The organism is Humibacter ginsengiterrae, from assembly GCF_054780115.1.
In genome coordinates this window covers 1-18,157 of record NZ_BAAGWY010000024.1, presented here as the reverse complement: position 1 = coordinate 18,157, position 18,157 = coordinate 1, and the positions used below count along the sequence as shown (strand labels likewise).

At 61.0% G+C, this 18,157-nt stretch carries 14 protein-coding genes and 2 pseudogenes; 10 read left to right on the top strand and 6 right to left on the bottom strand.

The genetic code is table 11. The features are described from left to right. Window positions 1–35 precede the first annotated feature (35 nt). The 5 genes from ACYVII_RS18420 (at window position 36) to ACYVII_RS18400 (ending at window position 5,515) form a co-directional block, all read left to right on the top strand. On the top strand, window positions 36–581 hold the full coding sequence (locus tag ACYVII_RS18420) for an acyltransferase (protein WP_460537801.1): 546 nt from the start codon (window positions 36–38) through the stop codon (window positions 579–581). Continuing rightward, window positions 574–1,539, top strand: a complete 966-nt coding sequence (locus tag ACYVII_RS18415; protein WP_460537800.1) for a glycosyltransferase family 2 protein — start codon at window positions 574–576, stop codon at window positions 1,537–1,539. The genes ACYVII_RS18420 and ACYVII_RS18415 overlap by 8 nt, the downstream gene beginning before the upstream one ends. A gap of 158 nt (window positions 1,540–1,697) precedes the next feature. Further along, entirely contained in the window at window positions 1,698–2,651 is a 954-nt protein-coding gene (locus ACYVII_RS18410; protein ID WP_460537799.1) for a glycosyltransferase family 4 protein, read from the top strand. A gap of 222 nt (window positions 2,652–2,873) precedes the next feature. Further along, window positions 2,874–4,070 carry an O-antigen ligase family protein gene (locus ACYVII_RS18405; protein ID WP_460537798.1) on the top strand — a complete coding sequence of 399 codons (1,197 nt, stop codon included), beginning with the start codon at window positions 2,874–2,876 and terminating at the stop codon, window positions 4,068–4,070. A gap of 326 nt (window positions 4,071–4,396) precedes the next feature. Further along, window positions 4,397–5,515, top strand: coding sequence for a TDP-N-acetylfucosamine:lipid II N-acetylfucosaminyltransferase family protein (locus tag ACYVII_RS18400; RefSeq protein WP_460537797.1), 1,119 nt, complete (start codon window positions 4,397–4,399; stop codon window positions 5,513–5,515). A 1-nt stretch (window position 5,516) separates the two neighbouring features. On the opposite strand, the gene ACYVII_RS18395 is transcribed toward ACYVII_RS18400, so the two are convergent. From ACYVII_RS18395 to ACYVII_RS18385, 3 genes are read right to left on the bottom strand one after another with little or no spacing between them, the layout of a single operon-like run. Further along, on the bottom strand, window positions 5,517–7,046 hold the full coding sequence (locus ACYVII_RS18395) for an MATE family efflux transporter (RefSeq protein WP_460537796.1): 1,530 nt from the start codon (window positions 7,044–7,046) through the stop codon (window positions 5,517–5,519). Between the two features lie 43 nt (window positions 7,047–7,089). Beyond that, window positions 7,090–8,256: an aminotransferase class I/II-fold pyridoxal phosphate-dependent enzyme gene (locus ACYVII_RS18390; protein ID WP_460537795.1), complete on the bottom strand. Its 1,167-nt coding sequence runs from the start codon at window positions 8,254–8,256 to the stop codon at window positions 7,090–7,092. Beyond that, complete coding sequence (locus ACYVII_RS18385) at window positions 8,204–8,797, bottom strand: LbetaH domain-containing protein (protein WP_460537794.1); 594 nt, start codon at window positions 8,795–8,797, stop codon at window positions 8,204–8,206. Before ACYVII_RS18385 ends, ACYVII_RS18390 begins: the two co-directional genes overlap by 53 nt. Before the next feature lie 366 nt (window positions 8,798–9,163). Here ACYVII_RS18385 and ACYVII_RS18380 point away from each other — a divergent pair, with 366 nt between their 5' ends. Together ACYVII_RS18380 and ACYVII_RS18375 are read left to right on the top strand one after the other, a co-directional pair. Continuing rightward, entirely contained in the window at window positions 9,164–10,474 is a 1,311-nt protein-coding gene (locus ACYVII_RS18380) for a UDP-glucose dehydrogenase family protein (protein WP_460537793.1), read from the top strand. Window positions 10,475–10,532: 58 nt separating this feature from the next. Next, window positions 10,533–12,368, top strand: coding sequence for a DUF4012 domain-containing protein (locus ACYVII_RS18375; RefSeq protein WP_460537792.1), 1,836 nt, complete (start codon window positions 10,533–10,535; stop codon window positions 12,366–12,368). A gap of 118 nt (window positions 12,369–12,486) precedes the next feature. Here ACYVII_RS18375 and ACYVII_RS18370 read toward each other — a convergent pair whose 3' ends face one another. Beyond that, complete coding sequence (locus tag ACYVII_RS18370) at window positions 12,487–12,924, bottom strand: GtrA family protein (protein ID WP_460537791.1); 438 nt, start codon at window positions 12,922–12,924, stop codon at window positions 12,487–12,489. 69 nt (window positions 12,925–12,993) lie between these two features. Here ACYVII_RS18370 and ACYVII_RS18365 point away from each other — a divergent pair, with 69 nt between their 5' ends. Then, the gene (locus ACYVII_RS18365; protein ID WP_460537790.1) at window positions 12,994–13,779 is read left to right on the top strand and encodes a glycosyltransferase family 2 protein; all 786 of its coding nucleotides are present in this window, start codon (window positions 12,994–12,996) and stop codon (window positions 13,777–13,779) included. Continuing rightward, complete coding sequence (locus ACYVII_RS18360) at window positions 13,776–15,380, top strand: ArnT family glycosyltransferase (protein ID WP_460537789.1); 1,605 nt, start codon at window positions 13,776–13,778, stop codon at window positions 15,378–15,380. Before ACYVII_RS18365 ends, ACYVII_RS18360 begins: the two co-directional genes overlap by 4 nt. 270 nt (window positions 15,381–15,650) lie before the next feature. Here ACYVII_RS18360 and ACYVII_RS18355 read toward each other — a convergent pair. Both ACYVII_RS18355 and ACYVII_RS18350 read right to left on the bottom strand, forming a co-directional pair. Then, a pseudogene (locus ACYVII_RS18355) lies at window positions 15,651–17,152 on the bottom strand (IS1634 family transposase). 115 nt (window positions 17,153–17,267) lie between these two features. Further along, entirely contained in the window at window positions 17,268–17,444 is a 177-nt protein-coding gene (locus ACYVII_RS18350; protein ID WP_460537788.1) for a hypothetical protein, read from the bottom strand. 66 nt (window positions 17,445–17,510) lie between these two features. On the opposite strand from ACYVII_RS18350, the pseudogene ACYVII_RS18345 reads away from it, so the two are divergent. Further along, window positions 17,511–18,157, top strand: a pseudogene (locus ACYVII_RS18345) (hypothetical protein); the annotation flags it as partial.

Sequence of the window (18,157 nt, the reverse complement as noted above, 5' to 3'; positions counted from 1 at the left end):
GCCGACTGACTTGTGGGGTATTGAGGCTGAGAGCCTTGGCATTCGTTGCAGCATCGGCACGGTTTCGATCAAAGGAGATGTTGATTCTGGGTAAGGGAGTGTCGATCGGTGAGATGGCAATGGTCGATGCAACCTCAGTGAACGGGATTCGCCTGGGAAACGCCGTGACCATTGATACAGGTGCTGTTTTGCGTGGTTCCGGTGTCGTCCGAAATCTGGGAAACGGGATTGAAATAGGCGACCGGACCGCGATAGGCGCATTCAATTTCCTTCATGGCGGTGGAGGAATCCAGATTGGTGCAGATTGTCTTCTAGGCCCGCATGTTCAGATCTTTTCGGAGAACCATGTATCGGCCGACGCGCATCGGCCGATACGTTTGCAAGGGGAGACGAGAAGCGCCGTAATGATCGGTGACGATGTTTGGATTGGTGCGGGGAGCAAGATATTGGCGGGTGTGTCTATCGGGAACGGTGCGATCGTGGGCGCGGGTGCAGTGGTCACAAGGGACGTGCCGTCGCGAGCAATCGTCGGTGGCATCCCTGCTCGCCAGTTCGGTATGAGGGGAAAATCTATTGAGTGAGGCGCACGGGGAATCAACGCGGCCGAAACTCACGGTGGTTGTTGTCACATACAACAGCCGAGATGTGGTGGCTGACTGTCTCTCAGCGATCGGTACCGAGTCCGATAGTGAAATACAATTGATCGTTGTCGACAATGCATCTTCTGACGGCACACCCGATTACATCGAACAGCAGTTCCCTCATGTGGTTATAGTGCGTTCTAGTGTAAATCGTGGCTTCGCGGGTGGAGTGCTCGAAGGCGTGTCTTTGGCCGAGGGAGACGCTATCGGCCTGTTGAATCCAGATGCGATGGCGAGCAGGGAAGTACTTCTGAAACTCGTCAGCGAACTGGACCAGGACAAAGCGGTTGGAATAGTTGGCCCGATGATCAGCCAGCCCAATGGACGGCTTCGTATTGTCTCAGCGGGGCATATGCCAACTGCCTGGAGAATGTTCACTCACTATTCTGGTCTATCGCGTTTGGGGCGCCTCGCGCAGGTATTCGAGGGGCACTACTTGTTCCGAGACCAGGCAGTATTTGCGCGTGACGTCGACTGGGTGACAGGCGCTTGCTTGGTAATGCCTTCGGACGTATGGCGAGTAGTAGGCGGGATCGGTACACGCTGGTTTATGTACGCCGAGGATATCGAGCTGTGCTGGCGTGTGCGGGAGAGCGGCTTTCGCGTGCGAATCATCCCGGAACTGACGGTGACCCACTTGGTTGGAGGAAGTACATCCGGACATATGGAAAATATTCGTTCAGACTGGGTAACGAATCTGTATGACTTCTACGCGACTGATCTCTCACATAACGCGGTGGGGCGTTTTACGTGGCGCATGGTGGTCGGACTGGGCCTGCTGTCTCGAGCCGCGGTATACCGTTTTCGCGCGCGAACACAAGGAGAGTACTGGAAATTTGAATCCAAGAAGTTCACTGCTTATGCGCGCTCCGTGTTCCGTGAGGAATCACGGCATTGAGGAAGCAGGGGCCTATCAAGAAGGTGCAGTCGGCGAGATATTACCCCGTTGCACGGACCGCGCATCTCGAGCGCCTCGAAGGAATGCACGAAGCGGAATTCTTCTATACGTCTACAAGGGGAGATTGGGACGAAGGGCTTGCGCGTACCATGCCGAGAGTGCGGCGGGCAAGCTTCGCGCAAGTTGTCGCCCACATCTGGACCGATGATTACCGAATAATTGAAATTCCTGAGCCATTGGCAATAACTGTGCTCCCGAGAACGGTACTTATCGCGCTGTTGTTGAAATTGAAGCGGCAGATAAGGAGGGCACCAGGAACCACTGTAGTGTTTTATGCAATCGAGAATTTGGATCAAGTCGAAAAGGTTCGCTCCCGGTTTCGAGTTCCGCGCCCGCTTATTAGATGGGGGCTGAACATGGCGATCGCTCTCGTGTTTTCAGAGGCGTCCAGAGTGGTATTCGGGACAGCGGGATCGCTTCGCACATATGAATCTCAACTCGGCGCGCGGCTCTGGCGTCATCTGTTGGACAAGACGGAAATGAGGCTCATTCCGGGGTTGTCCGCGCCGGTCGGTCTGGTTCCGGAGAAGGATGCAGATCTCGCCTGTTTCCTCGGCTCATTCGAACGACGGAAGGGGATCAGTGAGCTCATGTCTGCGTGGCCGATGGTCGCACAATGCCGGCCAGGAAGTAGGCTCGTGGTCATCGGGTATGGGCCACTTGCCGCTGATGTTGAGAAGTTCGCGTTAGCGAGAGAAGACGTTTCGGTGTGGATGGGTGCAGGTCGAGCCAAGATTCGTGAGATCCTCAATTCCTCTCACTGCTTAGTGTTGCCGTCTCAGCGAAGCCCCATTTGGAGGGAGCAGATAGGGCTCCCGATATTGGAAGCACTGTCGGCTGGGTGTGAGGTGGTCACGACCTCGGAGACTGGAATTGCGCAATGGCTCAACGCTCACGGCCACCGGGTTGTCGATGCTGCAGGTCCAGTAGCTGAGCTTGCGGCGGGTATCTCGATGGCGTTGAATGACACGCGCAGTCCTGCTGCGGTGCGTGAAGCGCTGCCGGAAGTCGACGGGCGGATCGAGGCGGATCGCTGGCTGTTCGGGCAGTAGTCACCTGGGCAGATCTGGTCTGGCGGCCGATCGAATTGGATATGTTGTGTTCCTGCTCTCCGACGGGTGCGGGCTGTGCCGAGACCGGCACGGACTTAGGAGGACTCTCTCTTTATGGTTAGCAGGAATGCCGTAATTGCTCTACTAGTGGCAATTCCGCTAGTGACGGGTTGCGTTTGGCTTGCGATCGCGTACCCAACCGTCGCCGCAATTGCGGGAATAATGCTCGCCGCGGTTGTTGTGCTATTCACCATTCCGCATCGTTATGTTTTGACTGCTGCCATCAGCTGGACCGTCGTTGCCGTGGTCGCGATGCCTGTGTTCGAGATGAAAGGTGTTGATCAGCTCATCGTGATGCTCGCGTGCGCGGCGTCGGTATTGGTCGGCTTTGCTCGTACCCGCCCCGTTCATGCGCGGCCGTCTCTAGCATCATGGCTCTTCGTGGCGCTAACCGTACTATTGACACTGTCGACTCTGGCCTCACCCGTGCCGGATTGGTATTACGCTGGAGTATTTACAACTAGCGCGGTGATTGCAGTTTGCGCATCTCGGCTCAGCGAGCCGGGCAGACGCGCCGTGGAGTCCTTGATGATCGTCCTTGGGGTCTTCTTGGCGGTCTGTGCGGTGGCCGAGACCTTCGTGCTCCATAAACTCATCTGGTTTCCGCCCCCGACAGGGCTAGCGCCGCACGCCTTTATTCCTGGCGGTGTACGTGCCGAAGCGACGCTCGGGCAACCTCTCGTCTTGGGCTTCATGCTGCTGGCCGCAGTTCTGCTCCTTGTAATGCAGCACCGCTTTGGTGTCGTGCATCTTGTTTCCTTGGTGATTATGACGGTCGGCATCATCGCGACTGGTAGCGCCTCCGTGGTGCTTGTCGGTGTCGTTTCCTGCGCGCTCGCGATCTGGATGCGATGGTCCTCCCCTTTGCGGCCGATAGCACTCGCTACCGCAGTCGTTGGTTGCCTCGTGTTGCTCGCAGGAGGAATGTTTCCGAATAGCCTATTTTCGTCGATGTCAGGGGTAGACGCGTCACATCGTCTCGCATCTATCAGCGCGATACCGCGCCTACTTACAAACCAGCCATTGCCTATTGTGCTGTTCGGAAACGGCTGGGGTACGAATGCGGCGCTATATTCATCTAACCTCTTCGGTCAAAATACTTTCTACGCTATTGATAACGAGTGGGTCACTATTTTGGCACAGGCGGGCCTAGTAGGCGCCGTGCTGCTTGCTGCGCTTTTCCCCTTGGTTATGTTGCGCGGTCGCACAGCGTACGTTCCGCTTTTGATCGCCGTATTGGCCATGTTCTTTAGTTTCGACGTATTGCTGTGGGCCGCTCCTGCGCTCGTGGTGGGTTTGATCGTATCGGAGGAGTCTCGACGCAAATCGACCACTCGGCTGCCTTCTCCAACCCACTAAACACACACCTCCGGAAAGGCAGCTGTCAAGTTTTCGGTCTTTCTTGCTTTAGAGGATTACTCAGCCAACGCGGCGCGAAAGCCATCCACGCCCTTATCTGCGAAGATCCACCAAGCACTGACGCTCGGGGCCCAACCGAAACTGTCCCCTCCAGTGCAGGAAACCCTAGTGAATTTACGGGCACAGTTGCTGCCATCTCTGTCCACGTGGCCAAAGAGACACACCCTTCGCGCTCGACTTACCTGAGTCGAGGCGCCGTCTGGCAGTACCAGGCACGTTAGGCTTATCGCATACACCCGTCGACTGATAGATGAACGTGTGCACACATGAAGATACTCCATATTGGACAGTCCTACCCATTTGTTGGTTATGCAATAGACTCGTTGCACTCTCACCTCAAGGCTGATGTTGTCGCATATGTAGCCCCGCTGGGCGACAGGGCCGGGAACTTCGCGATTCCTCAAGAGCGCGCCAGACTAGAAGTGTGGCCGAAGAGCGCAATCGAGAGAAGAATCCGGGCGGCTAAACTCGCGCGAAGCGCAGATGTAATAGTCGTCCACGCTCTAAACGGCATCGCGGCACTTGCCGTCTCAGCAAACCCGAGTGCAGTATCGGTGTGGTCGGGATGGGGAGTCGACTATTACCACGACGCCTTCGGCAACCGCGACCTGCTGGGTCAGCTAACTCAAGGCGTGATCACCAAAGCTTCGGCACTCGGGACACTAAAGCAATCTGCGCTTTCTCGTCTACGTTCTCATGCTGCGCGATACATTGATCTCTTTTGTGCGCCCATTTCCAGCGACACGCAAATTATGCAACGTGCATTTCCCGCACTCCATGGCGAAGTAATTGAAATGCCTTACCTTGAGGTTGACAAGAGTGGCGAGAGAGGTTCGCCCAGCGATGGGCCCGACATTCTCGTGGGAAACTCTGCGACCCCGACTTGCAATCATCTCGAGATATTCGAAACTCTCCGCCGTCATGACCTGTCGGGACGGCGCGTAATTGTGCCCCTTACGTATGGTGAGTCGGAATATCGAGAGGCAATAATACGAGAAGGGTTCAGAATGCTCGGGTCTCAGTTCTTCCCTATACGTGAACACATGCCGGAGTCGGAGTACTTCCAGGTCATGGGTCAGTGCGGGACGGCAATATTCAATCACCGCAGACAACAAGCCGTGGGAAACATAATCATTGCGCTTCAAAAAGGCATGGCAGTCTATCTTGACGACGAGAATCCCGTGTCCGGTTGGCTTCGCGCTAATGGTTTGAGAACGTACGCAACGAAGGACCTTTGCACTTCCCCACCTCAGAATGCACTGACTGAGTATGAACACGAGCGCAATCTACAATCAATCCAAGAGATCTGGGGTCATGACGCCGTTTCCGCGAAGTACGCGCATGCCGCGACACGCATCCGCTTTCTAGCTGATCAAGCTTCCTGAGCTAGCGCGATCGGCGTAAGCCCGGGACGCGTCTGATAGCCATCCGGCGAAGGCTGGGCGTAATAGCTACTGTGCCCGCCCAGCCGACCAGGATTGAGAGCGGAGAAAGCACGAGTACCGCGAAGGCGGGACTGGGTCTTGTCACAGCATCGACCGTCCACAGAATTGATGCCGGCACGGCGGCTACAAGGATGGGAAGACAGATGTCGACCAGTTGATCACGATACCGGTATCCAACTGAGTGAGAAACAAACCAGCTGTTCGGGATGTAGGCGAATATACCAAACAGAACCATGGCCCAAAGATACGGCAAGATACCCAGGGGTAAGACAAAAACGAGTAGGCCAAGGACTATCGCCTTCTTCGTGACCTCGAGGTAGAATATTAGGCTCGATTCCCCCGCAGCTTTCATTACTGCTATGTTTACCGAGTTCGGTGGGTACATCAGGGAACCGATCATCATGACCGTGAGGTACAGCGCACCTCCACTCCAATTACGTCCGAGGAGGAGAGCGAAGACATTCTCGGCCTGAGCGGCGACCACAAGAAATACGGGAGCGCAAAGCGCTGAGGATGCGCGTATGGCCGATCGGATATAGGAAACGAACAGCTTATTATCATGGGATACAGTGGATAAAGCGGGGAACGTCACGGAAGCAATTGCATTGAATACGGTCGATACTAGTGCGCCCCGCAAGCGGTCGGCCATGAAGTATATTCCCGCTGGTGCGGCACCCACAACCGCAGCGATATATACTGCCGGCAGCCCATTCCAGAGGGTGTCGATTGTTGATGAGCCGGCTAGTGGCAGCCCAAATTTCAGCATCGAACGTGCTGTGCTTCGATCGAAATGAAAGCCAATAATGTACGCGCGCATCAACATGAGCACGACGGCCGTGGCAACAGCAGCTATGAGTGGTTGAATCGCAAGGGCAAAGACTGAGGGCGAGATCCAAGCTACAGTGACTGCTACTGCAGCACCGACCACGGACGCGGGGATCGTTACCGCGAGTTGAGTATGAAAAGCCATGCGTCGCTGGATGAGCGCTAATGGCACGCTCGTAGCAGCAGAAACCACGATCGTGACTGCGTAAAGGGGCAGAACCTCGACTAGTTGACCGTTCCCAACCAACGGCCCTAGGAGCGGGGACAGAGCCACGAGCGCAATTGCGAGTACGGTGCCAAAGCCAACGTTTAGCCACCATGCCGTTTCGAGGTCAGTCCTTGAGAGGGACGGCGCGCGGATGATCGCAGATGACATCCCAGAGTCGGCGAGGGTTGTGCATACCGCTGAGATCGTTGCCGCAACGGCAATGACGCCGAACAGTCGCGGCTCAAGCAGACGGGCTAACACAAGTTGGGTCAGAAGCGCGAGACCCTGCAGAAGCAGTGTCTGCGACGCACTCCACGCGAATCCGACTACAGCCAGGCGTCTCATCCCGCCGTTGCCGGGAGTCGGCCGCCAGCCACCGCCTTCACTCTGGTTCATGGCAAAGTCCGTCGGATACTTGAGCGCCAAGAGAGCTGACACGCAGCAGCTCTCGTGGGCCCGCTCTCAACGAATGCGTTGTCATTCACAACCGACAGGCGTGTCGTGCGAGTGATTTGGCGAGGCAATCGAACGCGTGCTCTGGAAGAGACGGAAACACTGGCAGGGAGAGGATGCGTGAATGTACCGACGCCGTGACTTCAAGCGAACCGACTCGCTCGGACTGGCAAAAAAATGGTTGCTGGTGTAGCGGCGGCGAGTAGTAAATGCGCGCCTCTACGCCTGCCGAACGGAGGTCATTGAGAACGCCATCACGCATATCGCTAGTCGGAAGTACCACGGACGCGAAGCAAACTGATGACTGCAAGTCGTTAGACGGAAAATGCCCGCTCGAGTAGGATGTGACCGTGTCATGATAACGCTGGAGATGCTTTCGACGTGCCGCGAGTGCGTCGTCGAATGTCCGCAATTGGCGGATCCCGATCGCGGCGTTCATCTCCTGGAGTTTCGCATTGGTTCCTATCATGTGTGCGCCAACCGCGCCGGAAAAGCCGAAATTTGACGCCGAAAGTAGCCTTTCAGCCAGAGACGGATCATGAGTAAGCGCAGCCCCTCCCTCGCCGATGGCAAACGGTTTTGTTGCGTGGAAGGAAAAGATCTCGCAGGTCCCTCGGTTGCCTAGCTTTTCGCCATTTGGATATCTGGATCCGAATCCGGCTGCTGAGTCGATGATGAGAGGCACGCCGTGTCTCCGTGCAAGCGCTTCCCACGCATCCACTTCACCGCCAATCCCAAACGTATTGCAATACAAGATCCCCGCGATTTGGTCGCCGTGCGTGTCAAACGCTTCGTACGCACTTTCAAGTGATGGCTGTAGGGTATCGAGATCAATATCGAGGAGAAGTGGTTCGTGGCCCGCCCATCGGATTGCATGTGCGCCAGCTGCAAAGGTGAATGATGGGAGAAGAACATATCCTGGCGCGCGCGCGCCAACGAGCTGAGACATAGCGACGGTGAGAGCCAAAGTAGCGTTGGCGAAGGTGACTGCAGTAGAATCGTCACCCACGTATTCAGCAATTCCGCGTCGGAACTCGCGTTCGCGCGGACCGAAGTTGGTGAACCAATTCGATTGCACGATTTCGTTCATGTCCGCTGCGACATCTTCGTGGCTTGGGAAACTCGGACGTATAAACGGAATGTTAAACAACACTGAGCCAATCTTTGGTACGTCGAACGAACCGCGCAGGAACACCCACGTGCATGCTAAACGGCGCGACATCACGAATCACGACGGAGCCCGCTCCGATAATCGCTCCATTGCCGATTTGAACGCCCGACGAGATGGTGGCGCCAATGCCAACAAATGCGCCCTCAGCCACCCGAGAACACCCGCCGATATTAACTCCCGGGCCTATCGTCGCAAAGTCATCGACCGTGCATTCGTGTGAAACGACTGCACCGGTGTTGATGATTACGTGCCTACCCAACGTCGCGCCCGGCATTACGACTGCGCCCGGGGCAACCATGGCCCCCTCCCCGATCGAGACGTTGCGGGAGATGGTTGCTTGCTCCGCGACGACGCGCCCGAATTGGTGCCCAGGCCAGCGACGAACGAGGTTACGCCGTGAGCCCGGGGCGCCAACTGCGGCAACCACTGGGGTCGCCCATTCGGCCTCGCCGCATGAGGTAAACGAGACAACATTGGTCGCACCACGTGAGCGTGCCACGTCTGTGAATTCCTCATCAACGGCGAAGAAGTCGATTGCTTGTGTGGCGTACGAGGCGACTTCCATGGCGTGCCCTCCAGCGCCCAACAAACCGATACCAGTCACAGGCAGTCCAATCCCTCAACGTCCCCAGAGACGGCACAGTTCGTTCTTGAGACTTCTGAGGCTTAGACAGAATAGCGCCGAAGAGGCGCACCGCAGGCAGCAGCGGAGTCCCCAGTTCGGAGCAGAAGCAACGCCGCCACGGTACGCTGCATGCGCGAGTCGAGTATCGTCCGCCGCCTCGTAACGCTTCGAGAAGGCCGTCGGGCTTCGGTCAAAGCAGGAACGTCGTCGACGCGTACGACACGATCGTCGAGACACTCGGCAGTCAAAATGCAAGGTCGTCATCGGGCGCGATCGGGCACGACCACCTCGACATCTAGGAGTGCAATGCGTCTATCGGTTGTTGGCTGCGGGTATCTCGGCGCTGTGCACGCCGCTGCAATGGCATCCCTGGGTCACGACGTCGTCGGCATTGATGTTGACGAAACGAAGGTCGAAGCGCTCTCGCACGGGCGTGCGCCGTTCTTCGAGCCGGGCCTGCACGAGATCCTCGCGGAGGGCGTGGCGTCCGGCCGGCTGACATTCACGACGAGCATCGCTGCGGCGACGGAGGCGTCGGTGCACTTCATCGGTGTCGGCACCCCACAGAGTGTTGGCGCCAATGCTGCGGATCTGCGCTACGTGGATGCCGCCATTGACGGCCTTCTGCCCTTCCTTGCGCCAGGCGACATCGTGGCAGGTAAGTCGACTGTGCCGGTCGGTACATCGGCGAGGCTCGTCGACCGAGTTGCAGCGACCGGCGCGACCCTTGTGTGGAATCCAGAGTTCTTGCGTGAGGGATGGGCGGTGCGGGATACCGTCGACCCGGACCGGCTGGTTGTCGGCGTCCCTGCGGGTGAGCATGGTGAGCGAGCCGCGGACATCCTGCGCGAGGTGTACCACACGGCAGTGGCAAAGGGCACGCCATTCCTCGTCACCGATTACGCCACAGCGGAACTGGTGAAGGTTGCCGCCAATGCCTTCCTGGCCACCAAGATCTCGTTCATCAACGCGATGGCCGAAATCGCGGAAGCGACAGGTGCCGACGTGACTCAACTCGCTGATGCGATCGGATACGACGCGCGGATCGGTCGGCGCTTTCTCGGAGCAGGTATTGGTTTCGGTGGCGGCTGTCTCCCGAAAGACATCCGGGCGTTCTCAGCTCGAGCCGAAGAACTCGGGCGCGCCGAATCCGTCGCGTTCCTTCGCGAGGTTGATGCCATCAACCTTCGGCGTCGTGAACGGGCCGCGGAACTCCTGGTCGGCGCCTTCGACGGCCTGGTGTTGGGCAAGAAGGTGGCGGTGCTCGGTGCCGCGTTCAAGCCGCACAGCGATGACGTGCGGGACTCACCGGCGCTCGATGTGGCCGCGAAGCTAAAGGGACTTGGCGCTGACGTCGTGGTAACCGACCCGCAAGCACTCGCGAATGCGGCCCGCACGCATCCGCAACTCACCTACACCGAGTCGCTCGATCAGGCGCTTCGGGGTGCCGACGCCGTGATCGTCGTAACCGAGTGGGACGAGTACCGGAGGCACCTCTCACCCGAGCACGCCGCCTCGCTGGCAAGTGGGCGAGTGATTGTTGATGGACGGAACTGCCTCGATCGCGAGGCGTGGCGGGCGGCGGGGTGGACGTACCTCGGAATGGGGCGACCGTAGGCGATCGCTCCGGGCGAGATCGCAGGTTACTCCTCAGGATTGCTGCTTGACTTGAGCGATGCCCGACACGCACCCGACCCGGCGTGAACGCCGTGAGCGCGAGCGCGCCGATTTGCCTGGCACCAAGCGCCGCCGCCCGCTGCTGAAGAGCGCGCGCCTGTGGGTGCCGGTCGGCATCGTGGTCGTGCTGGTCGGGATCGGAGTCGTTGCGCTCATCCTGACGCCCAAGGCGCTGCAGGCGAAGAACGAGCTCGAGGCGGCCATCCCGCTCGCACACCAGGTCGAGACCGACATGCTTGCCACCGACACCAAGGGTGCTCAGGTGGCCGCCATGAGCATGCAGGAGCACACGCAGAAGGCTGCGCAGGCGACCGACGGCACGCTGTGGCGCTCGGTCGAGTGGATACCCGTCATCGGACCGAACATGCACGCCGTGCGGGTCGCAGCAGACTCGGCGAACCGGCTGGCGACGGATGCCGTGGTGCCGGCATCCGCTCTCACTCTGGAGTCGTTCAAGCCGCACGGCGGTCGCATCGACGTGAAGGCGATCGCGAACCTCACCGACACCATCAACCGGGCGGCGAACGCCGTCTCGGCGGCAAAGACCGATCTGGGCACGATCGATCGGTCCGCACTGATCGCTCAGGTGAAGTCCGGCGTCGACAAGCTCACGACCGCGCTCGACCAGGTGGAGCCTCAGCTCAAGGGTGTGCAGACTGCGGTGAAGGTGCTGCCGCAGGCGCTCGGCGAAGACGGGCCGAAGCATTACCTGATGCTGTTCGAGAACAACGCCGAGACCCGTGGATGGGCCGGCAACCCCGCTGCGCTGCTGCTCGTGACGGTGAACGACGGGGCGATCTCTATCGATGATCAGGCATCCAGCTCCGACTTCAAGAACGGCCTGCCGAACCCGATCATCCCGCTCGATCCGTCGATGGAGGCGCTGTACGGGTCGAAGATCGGCCGCTACGTGCAAGACGTCACCACGCCCGCCGACTTTCCCTACACCGCACAGCTCGCCAGTGCGTTCTGGAAGCAGCGCTCCAGCACACCGATCGACGGCGTCATGTCGTTCGATCCGGTGGCGCTCAGCTACCTGCTCAAGGCGACCGGGCCGATCACTCTGCCCACCGGTGACGTGGTGAACAGCGACAACGCGGTTCCGCTGTTCCTGAACCAGGTGTACTTCCGCTACAGCGACCCGAAGGTGCAGGATGCCTTCTTCGCGTCGGCTGCGGCATCCATCTTCACCGCGGTTCAGGGCGGCAACTTCAGCGCCAAGTCGCTGCTGGACTCGCTGAGCCAGTCGGTGAACGAGCACCGCCTGCTGTTCTGGAGCTCGGATGCCGCCGTCGAGAAGCTCATCGCGGGCACGCCGCTTGCGGGCACGCTGCCGGTGAGCAACGGCACAGACACCGGGGTCGGGGTGTTCTTCAACGACACCACGGGCGCGAAGATGGACTACTACCTGTATCCGTCCATCGCGGTCACGAGCGACCAGTGCACCGCGTCGACGCCGACGCTGACCAGCAGCGTGGTGCTCGAGTCGAAGGCGCCGGCGGATGCTGCCAAGTCGCTTCCGGCATACATCCTGGGCATCTTCTACGGGGGTCGCACCGCTGTGGATGTCACGCTGTACGGCACCGTCGGCGGCACCATGAGTGACTTCAAGGTGGATGGCCAAGCGGTCACGCCTACCTACACCGGGGAGAACCTCGGGCGCCCGGCGGCGAAGATCTCGGTGCTGCTGTCGCCGGGGCAGAAGCTCACGGTCAGCTACACGATGAAGGGCTCAGCGGGAACGTACGGGCCGCTGAAAGTGTTCACCACCGGGATGCCGCACCCCACGCCGATCGCGCTCACGACGCCGGGGTGTGCGGCGGGGAAGCAGTAGGCCGCGCATCCACGCTGAGCCGTGCGCTGCGTGCGGTGCGCTGCGAGCGGTGCGCTGCGTGCGGTGAGCCCCGAGCGGTGCGCTGCGTGCGTGCACCAGCAGCAGCTCACGGCCTCGCTCAGGCTGCGTCGGTCACCGGCTTGCGACCCGGGAACACCACCCAGTGGTAGAGCCCGAAGCGCACGATCACCACGATGCCGATGCTCACGATATTCACGAGGTTGACGACCAGACCGCCCCGGCCGAGCCACGAGTCGCCGGCCCACACGATCACCGCACCCAGCACCGTGCAGATGCCGTTCACGATCAGAAACAGCACGGCCTCGCGCAGCCGTCCATGTCGGCCGCGATTGCGGAACGCCCATTCCCGGTTTCCGAAGTACGCGTTGATCAGCGCGATCAACGACGAAGCGATCTTCGCCCACACGGGACTCCAACCGAACACCAGGAAAAAGAGGTTGAAGAGGCCGATCTCGATCACCGTGCTCAACGCGCCGATGATCAAGAAGCGCGCGCTGAGCCCCGCCGCCCGGCGGAGACGTTCTGACGTGATCATGACTGCATTACGCTACAACGTGAAGAGCGCTCACGAGCCCCTCGAGGCATCCATCCCGAAAGAGCAACGATGCACCTGCCCGCCCTCACCGTGGTGATGCCCGCGTACAACGAGGCTCAGGGCCTGCCCGGGTTCGTTCGGGAAGTGGCCGACGCGGTGCGTCCGTACACTGACACGCTGCGCATCGTGGTCGTCGACGACAAGTCCACGGATGACACCGGCACGGTGCTCGAGACTCTCGCTGAGGAGCTTCCCGAGCTGATCGTGGTGCGCTCGCCGAAGAACCAGGGCCACGGTCCGACAGCCCTGGCCGCATACCGCGCCGGGCTCGAGACCGCGCCGGATGCCGTGCTGCACGTCGACGGCGACGGCCAGTTCGTGGGGGAGGACTTTCCCCGCGTGCTGGACGCACTCGAGGGCGTGCAGGTCGTGCACGGCGTGCGCAACGGACGCGAGGAACCGTGGTTCCGTCGCGCCCTCACCGGTACCGTCGGCAGCGGCGTCGCCCTGCTCGCCCATGGGCGGGTGCCCGACGTGAACACGCCGCTGCGGCTGTATCGCACCCCGATCCTGCGCCGGCTTCTGGATGTCTGCCCGCCCGACGCCCTCGTACCTCACGTGCACTTCTCCATCGCCGAGCAACGCCACCGCGTACCCCGCGCATTCGTGACGGTGCGGAGCATCCCGAGACGAGGCGCCTCGGCCACGGGAACGATGTGGGGCGCGGCGCCCGCCAGGCCCAAGCTGCCGCCGAAGCGTCTCATCCAGTTCAGTGCCCGTGCGGCCGCCGAGGTGTGGCGGTACGACGTGCTCAGCCGCTCGGTGCCGGGCCAGACAGCGGACCAGCCGGCGTGAGCGGCGGCGTCTGGGAGCGCCGCGTTGCGGGCATCCTGTTCTGGGTGCTGTTCGCGCTCGTGATGCTCGCACAGGTTGCGATCGTGGCACCCGAGTTCTGGATGACGCGGCTCTGGGAAGACGAGGCGTTCAACCTCACGGTGCCGCTCAACCTTCTCGCCGGGCACGGGTACTCCAGTGCCGGCCTGCTCGGGTCGGGCACGGTCACGCCCTTCGATGTGCGCATCTCCACCGGCCCCGTCGTGCTGCTGCCGGTGGCCGCCGTGCTGTCGACCGGGATCGACCCGGTCGTGGGCGGACGGCTCGTCTCCCTGATCTTCTACGCGGGCCTGCTGGTCGCGCTGTGGCTGCTCGGCCGCCGCATCGCCGGGCGCTGGGGCGCGCTGATCGCCATCGTCGTGCCGCTCGCCCTCAACACCAACCAGTTGCCCTCTCCCGTGCAGGGGCCCATCGACATCCTGGGCGAGTTCCCTGCAGCAGCGCTGATCACGTGGTCTTTCGTGTGCGTTCGGCGACGGCCGTGGCTGGCCGGCCTCTTCCTCGGGCTGGCGATCCAGACCAAGTTCATCTCCCTGCTGGCCGCGCCCGCGCTGCTTGTGTATGCCTGGTTCGTCATCATGGACGAGCCGTGGCGTGCGCGGCTGAAGCGCTGCATCTGGTTCACCGTCTGGGCGGCCATACCCACCGCGCTCTACTGGCTAGCCGTGCTCGTCTCGCTGGGCCCCAGCGGGTTCGTGAACAACGCGCACCAGTTCCTCGCGTTCGTGAAGAGCGGAGGACAGACGGCAGCCGTTCCGCCCGACCAGAAGCTGACCGCGCTCATGGGCAGCTGGTTCGTCGACAGCCGCATCGTCATCGCCGTGATCATCGCAGCCCTGGTAATCGGTGCGCTGGCCGTCGTCGCGGTCCGGGTGGCGGTACGTCGCGGCCAGTCTGCGGACGTACTCGTGCAGGATGCCGGCGCGCAGACATCCGCGCGCGACGTCACCTTCCTGCTCATCGCCGCCGCCGTCAATCTCGTGGCCTGGGTCGGCTGGTGGACGCTGTCGCGCGGAACGCCGACATGGATTCGGTACCCGTCGACGGGGTTGGTGGTGAGCATCCCGATATTCGCGGCCGCCGCCGTGCTGGGCGTGCGGATGCTGTGGGTACAGGCCGTGCGCCGCGCACCGCGGCCGGCGATGGCAGCGGGTCGTGCTCGCGCCGGCTGGCTCCGCTGGACGGCCGCGGGCGTCGCCGCCGTGCTGTGTGCACTGTTCGTGGCCTCTGCGACATCCAGCGTGCAACAGCACACCGCGTGGGTACAGGTGCCGGACTATGCCGAGACGCTGTCGCAGCAACGTGATGTGGCGCACCAGCTGGCGGAACTCGGCGACAAGAAGTTCGCGACGCCGTGGGGCGGGCAGCTCGGCGCCATCCTGCTCAGCGGAGTGCCCTTCACCAACCAGGCCGGGCCGGATGTGTGGAGCCTGCCGAACGTGCTGTGGAATCCGGAACTCACCGACGCCGGAGAGGCGGGGTTCGACCAGCTGGTCAACAGCCAGTGCAAGCGCGACGTGGTGCGCATCGCGGCGCAGTACGCCGTGTGCCGGCTGGGGTGACGTACTTATCGGGCGGGTCACTCGGCTCATGGTTTCTAGGGAAAACTAGCCGGGTATAGGGATTCCCTAGTTTTTGCTAGATTTCGGTAGCCTCCTTGTACTTCGTGAATTGCTGGGAGAGGCACTTTATGAGCCTCTGTCTGAACTTGCGCGACCGAACGCTGGGCGGCGGATTCTCAAGGCACTGCGGACCGCACTGAGCTTCAAGGCGTCATACGACAGTTCGGGTGCCTGGACGTTTGGACTAGACCTAACCTGAGTCGTGCCACTTTAGTGTCCCGCTCCGGGGTTGAGTGCGGTGAGGATCTCGGCGGCGTCGCCTTCGGGCGGGGTGGTGGCAGTGATCTGGTGGCCTTGGACCTGGATCATGACATCGCGTAGGGGACGTAGCGCGCGGATGATCTTCTTGATGCTGTACCCGGTGCGGTTCTGCAGGTGCCGGCTGATTGCCAGGGCGCAGAACACGATCGTGAGGTGGGCTTGGATCGAGTCCTTCTCGTGGTGAAACATCGGTCGGGCGCGCAAATCGCTCTTGGCCATCCGGAATGATGCCTCGACCTGGAACAGGTGATGGTACGCGGCGACGACCCCGGGCCCGTCGAGCACGCTCTGCGGAATGTTGGTCACGTAGCCCTTCAACCCCAGCCAGGTGCGGGCTTTCTCGACCTGGGTCCAGTTCACTCCCACAGTGCTGCCATCGACGGTGACGAACCGGTCCTTCCGCATCGGCGTGCTGCCGTCCGCGATCTTCTCAGCACGCTGAATCTGCTTGTTCAACGTGAGGTTGTCCCGCTTCTCCCGCTTGAACCGGTATTGCCGCACCACCCGCCGTTGCCGCGCCTTGGCGCCTTTGCCCATGCTGCGGGTGGTCTCGATCACCTGCCCGTCGATGAAGTGGTTGCCGTGCCGCTGGTAATGATCGGCGAGGTCGTACGGGGCGGAGGAGGTTCTGGAGCCGACGATGAACCGGTGACCGGCGTCCTCGACCGCATCCAGGTTCGCGGCCGAGAGCATGCCGGCATCAGCGACCACGACCAGCTCAGTCACCTGGTGCCGATCCCGGAACGCGTCCAGGACAGGCACGATCGTGCGCGTCTCCGCCTTGTTGCCTTCGAACGCGTGCACTTCCAACGGGAACCCGCCGGCGTCGACGAGGAGACCGACGAGGATCTGCGGGTCCACTCGGCGTTCCTTGCTCATGCCTACCTTGCGGAGTTCGTCTTCCCTCTCCGCCTCGAAATACAAGGTGGTGACGTCGTAGAGCACGACAGTCAGCGTCGAGGCCTTCGTCACGTGCGCGTACGCGGCTTTCGCGAACCCGGACCGCCAGTCCTGCTCAATGCTCTTTGCTAGCGTGCGCCAGATCGTGCGCAGCGACGGGGAGGACAGTCCGAGCTCGGACAGCACCCGGATCGTATCGACCTTCGATGTCGGCTCGATCACCCGCGCCAGCACCAGCTTCTTGAACACATCCGTGCCCACCATGTTGAACCCGTGTACGCCTGCTCCAGCACCTCCCACAACACCCGCGACCTGGAACCGATCACCGTCGGCGCTGCGGTAACCCGGGCCGGGGTGAGCGCGTCGAGGTCGAACGCGAGCTGACCGGCCTGGATCTTCGTCTTCGCGATCTCGACCAGGACCGCCAGCTCTTCGTCGGTGCGTGCCGACCCGATGTGTTCCACGATGGTGCGAACGCCGCGGTTCTTCGACGCGATCTGCACCGCTGTCGCACCCGACCCGGTCGGCACCTTCCGCACGAACAAACCCACCGAGCGAGTCTAGAAGCCGAGAATTAGTGCCCCGCCACAACACCAAGAAGCCCGAAAACTCAACGATCACAACACATAGACTCGCCCACACATCCCGAAGTGGCACGAGTCAGGCCTAACGTCGGTACCCGGCGGCGGCGCAGACACCGGAATCCTCGACACCGACCTGAAGAAGCTCGTTCACGATCTTGCGGACGCGGCGGAGGAGGACGGCATCGGAGTTGCGATCCTTATTGACGAAGCGCAAGAACTCGAAGAAGAGGAACTCGCGACGCTGTGCACGATAGCTCATGCGGCCGCTCAAGACGAGTGGCGTGCCTTGTTTGCCTTCGCGGGGCTCCCGAGCCTGCCGCGCATCTTGGCTGAGGCACGTTCGTATGCTGAACGATTCCAGTACCTCAAGATTCAGCAGCTGGACGCTGCCATCGTCGCGGAGGCGTTGACCATCCCGGCTGCCCAGGAGGACGCCGAATGGGATGAAGGTGCGATCGAGGTCGTCGTTGAGGCATCGGGGCGCTATCCGTATTTCCTGCAACAGTTCGGACAAGAGACCTGGAACGTCGCCGGCGGTCCCCGTATTGCCAAGCATGAGGCACAGCTCGGGGTAGCGAACGGCAATAACCAGCTCGACAATGGCTTCTATCGTGCCCGTTGGGACCGTGCCACACGGGCCGAGCAAGCCTACCTGCGTGCTATGGCACGCGACGGTGACGATGGAAGCTCCTCGGGTGAAATCGCATCTCGCTTGAATCGCGGCCCAAGAAGCCTTGGTCCCACGCGCGCATCGTTGATCGCCAAAGGACTCATCTACGCTCCAGAGCACGGGGTTGTAGCTTTCACGGTTCCAGGGATGGCCGCATTCATCGGGCGGCAGATCGGGCCGCGTCCCGCTGAGTGGTGGAGTTTCTCGACACCGTGCGGGTCAGCTGTAGTTGATTATGCGGCTTTGAGTTCGGGGATGGTCACCTCCTCTGCGGGCTCGGTCAGGAGCTTCATGGACTGCTC